The organism is Streptococcus sp. 27098_8_23 (genome assembly GCF_041432195.1).
Lineage (GTDB): Bacteria > Bacillota > Bacilli > Lactobacillales > Streptococcaceae > Streptococcus.
Window position 1 is genome coordinate 36,542 of sequence record NZ_JAPVZF010000007.1, and the last position, 13,333, is coordinate 49,874.

General features: G+C 43.9%; 9 protein-coding genes. All 9 read left to right on the top strand.

What is annotated here, in order from left to right; translation table 11 throughout:
• Positions 1 to 104 precede the first annotated feature (104 nt).
• Complete coding sequence (locus O3652_RS08505) at positions 105 to 3,083, top strand: type I restriction endonuclease subunit R (RefSeq protein ID WP_371590291.1); 2,979 nt, start codon at positions 105 to 107, stop codon at positions 3,081 to 3,083.
• A gap of 111 nt (positions 3,084 to 3,194) precedes the next feature.
• On the top strand, positions 3,195 to 4,808 hold the full coding sequence (locus tag O3652_RS08510; protein ID WP_000404959.1) for a ribonuclease Y: 1,614 nt from the start codon (positions 3,195 to 3,197) through the stop codon (positions 4,806 to 4,808).
• Positions 4,809 to 4,942: 134 nt separating this feature from the next.
• Positions 4,943 to 5,569, top strand: a complete 627-nt coding sequence (gene gmk, locus O3652_RS08515) for a guanylate kinase (protein ID WP_000775041.1) — start codon at positions 4,943 to 4,945, stop codon at positions 5,567 to 5,569.
• A 24-nt stretch (positions 5,570 to 5,593) separates the two neighbouring features.
• Positions 5,594 to 5,908, top strand: a complete 315-nt coding sequence (rpoZ, locus tag O3652_RS08520) for a DNA-directed RNA polymerase subunit omega (protein WP_002874282.1) — start codon at positions 5,594 to 5,596, stop codon at positions 5,906 to 5,908.
• Positions 5,909 to 5,973: 65 nt separating this feature from the next.
• The gene (locus tag O3652_RS08525) at positions 5,974 to 8,370 is read left to right on the top strand and encodes a primosomal protein N' (protein ID WP_371590292.1); all 2,397 of its coding nucleotides are present in this window, start codon (positions 5,974 to 5,976) and stop codon (positions 8,368 to 8,370) included.
• Positions 8,371 to 8,382: 12 nt separating this feature from the next.
• Complete coding sequence (fmt, locus tag O3652_RS08530) at positions 8,383 to 9,318, top strand: methionyl-tRNA formyltransferase (protein ID WP_371590293.1); 936 nt, start codon at positions 8,383 to 8,385, stop codon at positions 9,316 to 9,318.
• On the top strand, positions 9,311 to 10,624 hold the full coding sequence (gene rsmB, locus O3652_RS08535; RefSeq protein ID WP_371590294.1) for a 16S rRNA (cytosine(967)-C(5))-methyltransferase RsmB: 1,314 nt from the start codon (positions 9,311 to 9,313) through the stop codon (positions 10,622 to 10,624). The genes fmt and rsmB overlap by 8 nt, the downstream gene beginning before the upstream one ends.
• Before the next feature lie 15 nt (positions 10,625 to 10,639).
• Positions 10,640 to 11,380 carry a Stp1/IreP family PP2C-type Ser/Thr phosphatase gene (locus O3652_RS08540; RefSeq protein WP_000401534.1) on the top strand — a complete coding sequence of 247 codons (741 nt, stop codon included), beginning with the start codon at positions 10,640 to 10,642 and terminating at the stop codon, positions 11,378 to 11,380.
• Positions 11,377 to 13,278, top strand: coding sequence for a Stk1 family PASTA domain-containing Ser/Thr kinase (pknB, locus tag O3652_RS08545; protein ID WP_371590295.1), 1,902 nt, complete (start codon positions 11,377 to 11,379; stop codon positions 13,276 to 13,278). Before O3652_RS08540 ends, pknB begins: the two co-directional genes overlap by 4 nt.
• The last annotated feature ends 55 nt before the right edge of the window (positions 13,279 to 13,333 follow it).

Sequence of the window (13,333 nt, forward strand, 5' to 3'; positions counted from 1 at the left end):
ATATCTGTTTTATCATTTTTAGATTTTAAGAAATTCATTGTAAACTTTAAATTTGTATTATAACGAAATTTTAATTGAATTATAGAAAAAGAAAGTGAGAAGCTATGGCAAATTTGGGCTTGAAGGAGCGTTATGATTTCCAGCAGTGGATTATCAAAGATTTGAAAGAAAAAAATGGTTATATCCAGCGGGATGCTGCTCAGTACAATCCTCGATTAGCCATGGATGAGGAACTCCTATGGGATTTTCTGATGGAGACTCAGGAAGAGACCATGGATTATCTCCTTAAAAAACTGAGTAAGGAGACGATCATTAATCTCATCAATACAGAAATCGTCAAGGGTGGGTTTTTGTTCGCCTTAAAAGAAGGTGTCTTCATTGAAAACAAGCAATTGCGCCTCCTCTATCGCAAACCTGCGACTAGTTTTAATGAAAAGTCCCTTCAGCAATACCAAGCCAATCGTTTGTCGGTAATTGAGGAAGTGGTTTATGAAGAGGGCGGTCGCATTGACCTTGTTATCTTTATCAATGGATTAGCGCTATTTGCCATCGAGCTCAAGTTTAATCCTAGTGGTCAGTCAGTTCAGGATGCCATCAAACAACTCAAAGGTCGCAATCCTAATAATCGTCTCTTTCGTTTTGATCAGGGAGTCTTGGCTTCCTTTGCTGTAGATACTATGGAAATCTATATGACAACCCAGTTGAAGGGTCAAGAGACCTACTTCCTTCCCTTTAATATGGGGAAAGGGGAAGGTATTGATATGGGGAGTGGCAATCCTCACAACCCTAATGGTGTAGATACAGAGTACTTGTGGCTTGATGTATTGACCAAGGATAGTATTCTTCAGCTGATTGAAAGTTTTATCTTCTTTGAGCTTGATAAGAATGATCATAAAAAAAGAACACTGATTTTTCCTAGGTACCATCAGCGAAGAGCTGTTAGCCGTCTCCTAGAAGACATGAAAGTCAACCATACTGATAGTAATTATCTGATTCAGCATTCGGCTGGTTCCGGTAAAACCAATACCATAGCATGGTTGGCTCATAGTCTGGTTTCACTTCATGATGACCAAAATAGAAATATCGTCGATACAGTTTTAATTGTTACAGACCGTATAGTAGTAGACCGTCAGTTACAAGATGCTGTTAGACAGATTAATCATAAGAACGGTGTTGTGAAGGTGATGGGTGATCGTGAGACATCTAGTGATTTAGCTGATGCCATTGCTGGGAACACAAAGATCATTGCAACGACTATCCATAAGTTTGCCCAGATCAACCAATCCAACTGGATGTCTGTAGGGAACACTGCGAAAAAGAAATTTGCTATCCTGATTGATGAAGCCCATAGTTCAACGACAGGCTCCTACATGAGTTCAGTTAGTCAGGTCTTGACTGAAACGGATACGGAGGATGGCACCATTGATGAGATTCAGGAAGTGACAGTTGCGGATGCCATTGAGCAGGAGATTGCGCGTACAGGAAAGCAAGACAATGTTTCAATCATTGCTTTTACAGCAACTCCTAAGGCAACTACCCTACAGTTGTTTGGTACAACACAGCCCGATGGCTCTAAAGCCCCTTTTGATGTCTACAGTATGAAGCAAGCTATAGAGGAAGGTTTTATCCTAGATGTCTTAGATAACTATACAACTTATAAAACCTACTACCAACTTAATAAAGTAGTAGAAGAAGATCCTGAACTAAAAACCACGCTTGCTAAGCGTAAGATTGCTAAATTCGTGGAATTATCTGATGAGAATATCAATCAAAAGGTTGAGATTATCATGGACCATTTTATCAGTCATGATATTATGGCAGAGTTGGGTGGTCAAGGAAAAGCCATGCTTGTGACCTCTGGTCGTGAAGTGGCGGTCAAGTACCAGTTGGCTTTTGAGAAATACTTTAGAGATCACAGTATCACCAGTATTGGCACCTTGATTGCTTTTTCTGGTAAGGTTGATTATCTAGGGAGAGAGTTCTCGGAATCTCAGATGAATCAGTTTAAGGAAGAGCAATTAAAAGAACGTTTTGATACTGATGCTTATCAGGTGTTGATAGTTGCGAACAAGTATCAGACTGGTTTTGACCAACCTAAGTTGGTTGCCATGTATGTGGATAAAAAATTGCGTAGTGTGGCTGCGGTGCAGACGTTGTCACGCCTGAATCGGATCATTAGAGGCTATAACAAGAAAACATTTATCCTTGATTTTAAAAATACCTACGACGATATTCGGTCAGCCTTTGCTCCCTACTATCGAGAGACGATTTTAGCTGATACCATTGCTCCTAGTGATGTCTTAAAGTTGGATCGTAAAATTGATGAATATGGTATTCTGGACAGCGAAGAGGTTCAAGAGTTTAATCAATTTTTATATCAAGAAAAACGTTCAAGTAGAGAAAAGCAAAAGATGGTCGCTTTGTTGAATAAAGGTTATGATAGAGTGAAACGTTTTGATGAAAAAGAACAATTGTCTATTCGAAAGGTTATTCGCGGTTTTCTTCGGATGTATACTTTCTTGATTCAGGCAACGGCTTATCAAAATGAGGTTTTACACGAACGATATAACTATCTCCAAAGTCTTGTTAAGATGATTGATGTTCGTTTAGGAGGAAATGATTTTACAATTGCAGATAAGATTGTCGTTGATTATATGAAACATAAGCAAACAGGTTCTTTCAGGGCAGTTTCTGAGTTGGAATATCAGCCTGAATTAACTCTTCCTAAACCAAGTTTGAGCGATGTTACTGGAGATCAAGAAAAACATTTATCTGAAATCTTAGACGAAATGAACGAACAGTTAAATTTGAACATTGACCAGCAAGTTGGCTTAAGTGGAGCTGTTTCGATTCGTGAATTGATGAAAAAGAATCCAAGGCTTAAACAATCTGCGCGTGTCAATTCTAGGGAAGATTTCGTATTTGCCTTTGAAGAAGAAATTGACAATGTCTTGATAGAAGGGTACTCTCAGAGTCAGGATTTGTATGGTGCTCTATTAAATAATGATTCGTTCAAGAAGAGAGTAGCAAATATATTTTTTGATGATGTGTATAAAAGTTTGAAGGGATCCGAAGAATTGTAGTCCTAAAATTCACACAAAACTCTTCAATTTGGGTTTGTGAAAATCGGTTTTTTATGATAGAATATTAAGGAATGTATGTCATTCGATAAACAAATTTAATGAGGTAAAAACATGGAAATCATGACACTTGCGATTGCTGTTTTTGCCGTCATCATTGGTTTAGTCATTGGATATGTCAGCATCTCAGCTAAGATGAAATCATCTCAAGAAGCTGCAGAGTTGATGCTTCTAAATGCTGAACAAGAAGCAACTAATTTACGAGGACAAGCTGAGCGCGAAGCGGATTTATTGCTAAATGAAGCCAAGAGCGAAAGCAAGTCTCTTAAAAAAGAAGCACTATTGGAGGCCAAAGAGGAAGCCAGAAAATACCGTGAAGAAGTGGACGCTGAATTTAAGTCAGAACGTCAGGAGCTCAAGCAAATCGAAAGTCGTTTGACGGAGAGAGCTACGAGCCTTGACCGTAAGGACGACAATTTGACGAACAAAGAAAAAACACTTGAACAAAAAGAACAAAGTATTTCTGATAGAGCAAAAAACCTTGATGCACGTGAAGAGCAATTAGAGGAAGTCGAAAGACAAAAAGAAGCTGAACTTGAACGTATCGGCTCGCTTTCCCAAACTGAGGCTCGAGATATTATCTTGGCTCAGACAGAGGAAAACTTGACCAAGGAAATTGCTAGCCGCATTCGTGAGGCAGAGCAAGAAGTCAAGGAACGTTCAGACAAGATTGCGAAAGATATCTTGGTTCAGGCTATGCAGCGTATCGCTGGTGACTATGTAGCAGAGTCAACAAACTCGACAGTTCACCTACCAGATGATACCATGAAGGGACGCATTATCGGTCGTGAAGGTCGCAATATTCGTACCTTTGAAAGTTTGACAGGGGTAGATGTCATCATTGACGACACGCCAGAAGTGGTAACCTTGTCAGGATTTGATCCGATTCGTCGTGAAATTGCTCGTATGACCATGGAAATGTTGCTCAAGGATGGCCGTATCCACCCAGCTCGTATCGAAGAGTTGGTGGAGAAAAACCGTCAGGAGATTGACAATAAAATCCGTGAATATGGGGAGGCTGCTGCCTATGAGATTGGTGCGCCAAACCTCCATCCAGACTTGATGAAGATTATGGGACGTTTGCAGTTCCGTACTTCTTATGGACAAAATGTCTTGCGTCATTCGATTGAGGTTGCTAAGTTATCTGGTATCATCGCCAGTGAACTTGGTGAAAATGCAGCTCTTGCCCGTCGTGCTGGATTCCTTCACGACATCGGGAAAGCTATTGACCGCGAGGTTGAAGGTAGCCACGTTGAGATTGGTACGGAATTGGCTCGTAAGTACAAGGAACACCCAGTTGTGGTGAATACCATTGCTAGCCACCACGGTGATGTCGAAGCCGAAAGTGTCATTGCAGTGATCGTTGCTGCAGCAGATGCCTTGAGTGCAGCGCGTCCAGGTGCTCGTAGCGAGTCTCTTGAAAGCTACATCAAGCGTCTCCATGATTTGGAAGAAATCGCCAATGGCTTTGAAGGAGTGCAAAATAGCTTTGCTCTTCAAGCAGGACGTGAAATCCGTATCATGGTTAATCCAGGACAAATCAAGGACGACAAAGTCACAATCTTGGCTCACAAAGTTCGTGAGAAAATTGAAAATAATCTCGATTACCCAGGAAATATCAAGGTAACCGTGATTCGCGAACTTCGTGCAGTAGATTATGCGAAATAAATAAGAAAGAGCAGTTGAAATATTACTGCTTTTTTGTTACACTAGATAGAAAGACTGTAGAAGGATAACTGACGCGATCATCAGTATTCGAGAGAAATTTTACTTTATTTCACAGACTAACTAAAGGAGACATAATGGCAGACCGAGGCTTGCTAATCGTTTTTTCTGGTCCTTCAGGAGTTGGGAAAGGAACGGTTAGAAGAGAGATTTTTGAGAGTTCCGAGAATCAATTTCAATACTCTGTATCGATGACGACGCGTGCGCAACGTCCTGGTGAAGTGGATGGAGTGGACTATTTCTTCCGTACTCGTGAAGAGTTTGAAGAGCTGATCCGTCAAGGTCAGATGTTGGAATATGCAGAATATGTCGGTAACTACTATGGAACTCCGCTGACCTATGTCAATGAAACTCTGGACAAGGGAATCGATGTCTTTCTTGAGATTGAAGTCCAAGGAGCCCTTCAGGTTAAGAAAAAGGTTCCAGATGCTGTCTTTATCTTTCTAACGCCACCAGATTTGGATGAATTGCAAGATCGTTTGGTAGGTCGTGGAACAGATAGCGCAGAAGTGATTGCCCAACGAATCGAAAAAGCCAAGGAAGAAATTGCTCTCATGCGTGAGTATGATTATGCCATTGTCAACGATCAGGTGCCCCTCGCTGCTGAACGTGTCAAGCGTGTGATCGAAGCAGAACACTTCCGTGTGGACCGTGTCATTGGTCACTATCAGGAGATGTTGCCAAAATCTCCAACTACTCGATAAACTATAGGAAATAGGTACAAGCAAATGATGTTAAAACCCTCTATTGATACCTTGCTAGACAAGGTACCATCAAAATATTCACTCGTAATCTTGGAAGCAAAGCGTGCCCACGAACTAGAAGCCGGTGCGCCAGCAACTCAAGAGTTTAAGTCTGAAAAATCAACTCTTCGCGCTTTGGAAGAAATCGAGTCAGGAAATGTAACCATTCACCCAGATCCAGAAGGAAAACGTGAAGCGGTTCGTCTCCGTATCGAAGAAGAAAAACGCCGCAAAGAAGAAGAAGAAAAGAAAATCAAAGAGCAAATCGCTAAAGAAAAAGAAGATGGTGAAAAAATTTAAGGTTGGGGGGACTCAATCTTATTTTTTCTATTGCAAGAATTTACTGACAAGAAGGAGGTGAGAAGATGGCAATCGCAAAGATTATTGTGGATGTTCCCCTGATGCAGACGGACCAGCCCTATAGTTATAAGGTTCCAGAGGAATTTGTAGAGATGCTGGAAGTCGGTATGCGGGTCCATGTCCCCTTCGGTAAGGGCAATCGTTTGATCCAAGGAATTGTGCTAGGCCTGGAGTCCCAGTTGGATGAAGAAGTGGCTGATCAGGACTTGAAGGAGATTGCAGAAGTGCTAGATTTTTCTCCTGTCTTGACTCAGGAGCAACTCTGGCTGGCTGAGGAGTTACGCAAGTCCGTTTTTTCTTATAAAATCTCCATTCTAAAAGCCATGCTTCCAGGATTTTTAAACTCCAGTTATGATAAAATTCTCTATCCTCTGGAAGGTCTGAGTCAGACAGACCGAGAGCGTCTGTTTGGTTCAGAAGATTCGCTAGCCTTTTCTTCTCTAGATTTAGCCAAGCAGGCAGAAATGATGCGCTTGACCAGGAAAGGGCTGCTCCGCTTAGAATACCAGGCAGTCGATCAAAAGAAGGTCAAGACCCAGTCTTGGTATGAGGTTGATACTACTCGACTAGAGCAGATTGAGATTTCTGCGCGTGCTAAGAAAAAGGCAGAGCTGAGAGACTATTTGCTGTCTCATCCTAAGAGTGCTCCTCTGGCTAGCTTGTTAGAATCCTACTCACGCGAGCAAGTCAACTTCCTTGTGGAACAAGGTGCTGTGTCCATAGTCCAAAAGGAAGTGCAACGCTCAGCTGCTTATTTTGAAGGCATTGAAGCCAGCCAACCTTTGGAATTGAATCCAGAACAAAGACAGGCGCGTGATGCCGTTGTCAGTGCTATTGGCAGTCAACAGCCTCCTTTCCTCCTTCAAGGAATTACAGGAAGTGGGAAGACAGAGGTTTATTTGCAGATTATCCAAGGAGCCTTGGATAAGGGTAAGACGGCTATTTTACTGGTACCTGAGATTTCTCTGACGCCACAAATGACGGAGCGGTTCATTGCTCGTTTCGGTGAGAAAGTAGCCATTCTTCACTCAGGCCTATCCAATGGTGAGAAGTACGACGAATGGCGCAAGGTTGAGCGTGGAGATGCCCAAGTTGTTGTTGGCGCTCGGTCAGCTATCTTTGCTCCTTTGAAAAATCTGGGTGTCATGATTATCGATGAAGAACATGAAGCTAGCTACAAACAAGACAGCAATCCCCGTTATCATGCCAGAGAGGTCGCCATTTTACGGGCCCAGTACAATCAAGCAGCCCTAGTCCTTGGTTCGGCAACACCGAGCTTAGAAAGCCGTGCGCGGGCTGGAAAAGGCGTCTATCAACACTTACGTCTGACCCAACGGGCCAATCCTTTAGCCACTATTCCTGAGGTTCAAGTGATTGACTTTCGGGACTATATCGGGCAGAATGAGACGTCAAACTTTACGCCCCCTTTGCTAGAAGCCATCCAAGACCGCTTGGATAAAAAAGAGCAGGTAGTCCTCATGCTCAACCGTCGGGGTTATTCTAGCTTTGTTATGTGTCGGGAGTGTGGGACGGTGGATACTTGTCCCAACTGTGACATTTCTCTGACTCTCCACATGGATACCAAGACCATGAACTGCCATTACTGTGGCTTTTCGAAGGGAATTCCTCATGTCTGTCCCAACTGTCAGAGCCGCAGTATTCGTTACTACGGGACGGGGACTCAGAAAGCTTACGATGAACTGGCAGAACTCTTTCCTCAGGCTCGCATTCTGCGGATGGATGTGGATACGACCCGCAAGAAAGGCAGTCACCAAGCTCTTCTTGACCAGTTTGGCCGAGGGGAAGCAGATATCTTGTTGGGAACTCAGATGATTGCTAAGGGCTTGGATTTTCCAAATGTGACCCTAGTCGGAGTCCTCAATGCAGATACAGCCCTGAACTTGCCTGATTTCCGTTCTTCTGAGAGAACCTTCCAGCTCTTAACTCAGGTTGCTGGTCGCGCAGGTCGTGCAGAAAAGGCTGGACAGGTCTTGATTCAGTCCTACAATCCAGAGCATTATGCCATTCGTTTTGCTAAAGACCAAGACTATGAAGGCTTTTATGCCTATGAAATGGGTATCAGACGCCAACTCGGCTACCCGCCTTATTATTTTACGATTGGGATTACCCTCTCTCACAAGAAAGAAGAAGAGGTTGTCAAACGTGCCTATGAAGTCATGGGAATTTTGCGCTCAGGTTTATCGGAAACTAGTAAAATCCTTGGACCAACGCCAAAACCCATCACCCGTACTCACAACCTTTATCATTACCAGATTTTGATTAAATACCGTTTAGAAGATGAGCTGGGACAGACTCTCAACCAGGTCTTGGCCTTGACTCAAGAACGGGAAAATAGCGAGCTTCGTCTCAGTATTGACCATGAACCGCAGCAATTTTTATAAGAAGGAGAAGAAATGACAAAACTAATCTTTATGGGGACCCCTGATTTTTCAGCGACAGTTTTGAAGGGGTTGTTATCAGATGATTGTTACGAGATTCTAGCTGTTGTGACCCAGCCAGACCGCGCTGTCGGCCGTAAAAAAGTGATCCAAGAAACTCCAGTCAAGCAGGCTGCAAAAGAAGCAGGCCTTCCTATTTACCAACCAGAAAAATTATCTGGAAGCCCAGAGCTGGAAGCCATTATGAATTTAGGAGCGGATGGGATTGTGACCGCTGCTTTTGGACAATTTCTCCCTAGTAAACTCCTTGATAGCATGGACTTTGCGGTCAATGTTCACGCCTCCCTCCTTCCCAAACACCGTGGTGGCGCGCCCATTCATTATGCCTTGATTCAAGGGGATGAGGAAGCTGGTGTGACCATTATGGAGATGGTTAAGGAAATGGATGCAGGAGACATGATTTCCCGTCGCAGTATTCCTATCACAGATGAAGACAATGTCGGCACCTTGTTTGAGAAATTAGCCATTGTTGGTCGTGACTTGCTTTTGGACACCCTGCCTGCCTATATTGCTGGGGAGATTAAGCCTGTGCCTCAGGACCTAAGCCAGGTCACTTTCTCGCTAAATATCAAGCCAGAGGAAGAAAAGCTGGATTGGACTAAAACCAATCGCCAACTCTTCAACCAAATCCGTGGAATGAACCCCTGGCCTGTTGCCCACACTTTTCTCAAGGGAGACCGCTTTAAGATTTATGAAGCCCTGCCAGTAGAAGGTCAGGGAGTTCCAGGTGAAATCCTCTCTATTGGCAAAAAGGAATTGATCGTCGCAACGGCTGAAGGAGCTCTGTCTCTCAAGCAAGTGCAGCCAGCTGGGAAGCCTAAGATGGACATCGCTTCCTTCCTCAATGGAGTTGGACGGACATTGACTGTAGGAGAACGATTTGGTGACTAAAGTAGAAACAGCTAGAAGTGTCGCTCTTGAGGTGCTCGAAGATGTTTTTGTCCATCAAGCATACTCCAATATCGCCTTAAACAAACACCTCAAGGGCAGTCAACTCTCGGCAGCAGACAAGGGCTTGGTGACAGAGATTGTCTACGGAACGGTAGCACGAAAACTGACTCTGGAATGGTACCTATCCCACTTTATCGAAGACCGGGATAAGCTTGATAACTGGCTCTATATCTTGCTCCTTCTGAGTGCTTACCAACTCCGCTATCTGGATAAGGTTCCTAATCATGCTGTGGTTAATGAAGCAGTGGAATTGGCTAAATTACGTAAAAAAGGCAGTGAGAAATTGGTCAACGCCGTCCTGCGTCGTATCTTACGAGAAGGCTGGCCAGATATTGCAAGAATCAAACGCAAAAACAAGCGTGATTCCATTGCCTATTCTCTCCCAGTTTGGCTAGTATCTAAGCTCAAGGAAGAGTACGGGGAAGAGCGAGCCCAAGCCATTTTTGACAGTCTATTGGTGCGTAACAAAGCCAGCATCCGAGTGACCGACTTGAGCCGAAAAGAGGAAATCAAGGCCGTGTTAGAGGCGAGTGATTCACCTTTAGCCGCTTCTGGTTTGGTCAAGGAGCAAGGCCACTTTGCGGGACATGATTTGTTTTCAGAGGGTGCTATTACCATCCAGGATGAGTCCAGTCAATTGGTTGCTCCGACCCTTGATCTACAAGGTGATGAACAGGTCCTAGATGCCTGTGCCGCTCCGGGTGGAAAAACAGCCCATATGGCCTCTTACCTCACATCCGGTAAGGTGACGGCTTTGGATCTTTATGACCATAAGTTGGACTTGATCCAAGAAAATGCGGAGCGTTTAGGTGTGGCAGATCGGGTGCAAACGCAAAAATTGGACGCCAGAAAAGTGCATGAGTTTTTTGAAAAAGACTCTTTTGATAAGATTTTAGTAGATGCCCCTTGTTCTGGAATCGGCCTCTTGCGCCGCAAACCAGATATCAAATACAATAAAGAAACGGCAGATTTCACGTCCCTACAGGAAATTCAGCTGGAAATATTAGGTAGTGTTTGTCAAACACTACGAAAAGGTGGTATAATAACGTATAGTACCTGTACTATTGTCTCTGAGGAGAACTTTCAAGTCGTTGAGGCGTTTTTAGAAAGTCACCCAGAGTTCGAACAGGTTAAACTAGAACACGAATGTAAAGATATCCTGAAAGATGGCTGTATCCTGATTACTCCAGAATTGTATGGAAGTGATGGATTCTTCATTAGCCAATTTCGTAAGATATCAGATTAGGAAGGAACTGACACAATGGAAATAGCATTATTAACAGATGTTGGTCAGAAACGAACAAATAACCAAGACTATGTCAATCACTTTGTCAACCGAGCAGGACGCACTATGATCCTCTTGGCTGACGGGATGGGAGGGCACCGTGCAGGAAATATCGCTAGTGAAATGGCGGTAACAGACCTAGGCGTGGCTTGGGTGGATACCCAAATCGACTCAGTCAATGAAGTTCGTGAGTGGTTTGCCCACTACCTAGAGATTGAAAATCAAAAAATTCATCAACTAGGTCAGGACGAAGACTACAAAGGTATGGGAACTACGCTAGAAGCTATGGCTATTATTGACAACCAAGCTATCTATGCTCATATTGGAGATTCTCGTATCGGTTTGATTCGTGGAGAAGAGTACCACCAGTTGACCAGTGACCATTCCTTGGTCAATGAATTGCTCAAGGCTGGCCAGTTGACTCCAGAAGAAGCTGAAGCGCATCCCCAAAAAAATATCATCACTCAGTCCATCGGACAAAAAGATGAGATTCAACCAGATTTTGGAATGATTACACTTGAGTCAGGGGATTATCTCCTGCTCAACAGTGACGGCCTAACCAATATGATTTCGGCCAGCGAGATTTATGATATCGTAACCAGCGATATTTCCTTAGCAGACAAGGCGGCAACCCTCATTCGTTTCGCTAACAATGCAGGAGGTTTAGACAACATTACGGTTGCCCTTGTTTACATGAACGAGGAGGAAGCAGAATGATCCAAATCGGCAAGATTTTTGCCGGGCGGTATCGGATTATCAAACAGATTGGTCGAGGGGGCATGGCAGATGTTTACCTGGCCAAGGATTTGATCCTAGACGGGGAAGAAGTGGCGGTCAAGGTCCTGAGGACCAACTACCAGACAGACCCGATTGCTGTAGCACGTTTCCAGCGTGAAGCGAGGGCTATGGCAGATCTGGACCATCCTCATATCGTTCGGATAACAGATATTGGTGAGGAAGAAGGTCAACAGTACCTAGCTATGGAATACGTAGCAGGCCTTGACCTCAAGCGTTATATCAAAGAACACTACCCTCTTTCAAATGAAGAAGCAGTTCGAATTATGGGACAAATCCTCTTGGCCATGCGCTTAGCCCATACTAGAGGCATTGTCCACCGTGATTTGAAACCACAAAATATCCTACTAACCCCTGATGGCACAGCTAAGGTCACTGACTTTGGGATTGCAGTAGCCTTTGCGGAGACCAGTCTGACTCAGACAAACTCGATGCTAGGCTCCGTTCATTATTTGTCACCTGAGCAAGCGCGTGGATCTAAAGCGACCTTCCAGAGTGATATCTATGCAATGGGGATTATCTTCTATGAAATGCTGACGGGACATATCCCTTATGATGGGGATAGCGCGGTTACGATTGCCCTCCAGCATTTCCAGAAGCCACTTCCGTCCGTCATAGCTGAAAACCCATCTGTCCCTCAGGCTTTAGAAAATGTTGTCATCAAGGCGACTGCTAAGAAGCTGTCAGACCGTTATCAGTCTGTTTCAGAAATGTATGTGGACTTGTCAACTAGCTTGTCTTATAATCGTCGGAATGAACCGAAACTGGTCTTTGACGATGCGAGTAAGGCAGACACTAAGACTTTACCTAAAGTTCCACAAAGTACACTGACATCGATTCCTAAAGCTCCGGCGCAGGAAGAACGCCCTCAGCCAAAGAAACCAACTCAACCAGTGGCAGAGCCGGCTCCAGCGCCAAAGCCAGCTAAGAAACGGAAGTTTAAGGCTCGCTATATGATTCTTTTGGCCAGTCTTCTATTGGTTGCAGCCTCTTTAATCTGGATTTTGTCTAGAACACCTGCAACGATTCCCATTCCTGATGTGGCTGGACAAACCGTTGCCGAGGCTAAGGAAGCTCTTAAAAAATCCAAGTTTGAAGCTGGTGAAGAAAAGTCAGAAGCTAGCGATACAGTAGCAGAAGGACGTGTTATTCGAACGGATCCAGAAGCTGGTAGTGGCCGAAAAGAAGGAACCAAGGTCAATTTGATTGTTTCTTCTGGTAAGCAATCCTTCCAATTGAGCAATTACGTCGGACGCAAGTATACAGATGTCGTAGCCGAACTCAAGGAGAAGAAGGTTCCTGAAAATCTAATCAAGATGGAAGAGGAAGAATCCAGCGAAAGCGAACCTGGAACCGTCCTCAGACAGACCCCTGCTTCGGGTTCGACTTATGATCTCTCAAAAGCCACTACGATTACCTTAACAGTGGCTAAGAAGGTGACTAGTGTCAGCATGCCGAACTACATCGGTTCAAGTCTCGAGTTTACAAAGAATAACTTGACTCAGATTGTCGGTGTGAAGGAAGCAAATATTGAGGTTATAGAAGTATCGACTGCTCCTGAAGGAACGGCAGAAGGAACTGTTGTAAGTCAAACGCCAAGAGCAGGAGAACAGGTTGATCTTGCAAGTACGCGTATCAAACTTTCCATCTACAAACCAAAAACACCACCGTCAACTTCATCCTCTAATCCTGCCCAACGTGGGAACCAGGGTTCTCCTACAAGTCCAAACCAGGGGAACCAACAAGGAAATCAACAAGGGAACACTCCTTCTAGCAGTTCATCCAATAATGAAGGATCTCACGAAAGTTCTCGAGATTAAACGAATCTTTGTCATGATTTCATGACAAAGATTTTTTTTCACAAGATTTTGTGAT

Bases quoted from the DNA above. Each gene is read 5' to 3' on its own strand.
- pknB (WP_371590295.1), top strand. From the start codon at position 11,377: ATGATCCAAATCGGCAAGATTTTTGCCGGGCGGTATCGGATTATCAAA.
- O3652_RS08525 (WP_371590292.1), top strand. From the start codon at position 5,974: ATGGCAATCGCAAAGATTATTGTGGATGTTCCCCTGATGCAGACGGAC.
- O3652_RS08510 (WP_000404959.1), top strand. From the start codon at position 3,195: ATGGAAATCATGACACTTGCGATTGCTGTTTTTGCCGTCATCATTGGT.
- O3652_RS08540 (WP_000401534.1), top strand. From the start codon at position 10,640: ATGGAAATAGCATTATTAACAGATGTTGGTCAGAAACGAACAAATAAC.
- gmk (WP_000775041.1), top strand. From the start codon at position 4,943: ATGGCAGACCGAGGCTTGCTAATCGTTTTTTCTGGTCCTTCAGGAGTT.
- fmt (WP_371590293.1), top strand. From the start codon at position 8,383: ATGACAAAACTAATCTTTATGGGGACCCCTGATTTTTCAGCGACAGTT.
- O3652_RS08505 (WP_371590291.1), top strand. From the start codon at position 105: ATGGCAAATTTGGGCTTGAAGGAGCGTTATGATTTCCAGCAGTGGATT.
- rpoZ (WP_002874282.1), top strand. From the start codon at position 5,594: ATGATGTTAAAACCCTCTATTGATACCTTGCTAGACAAGGTACCATCA.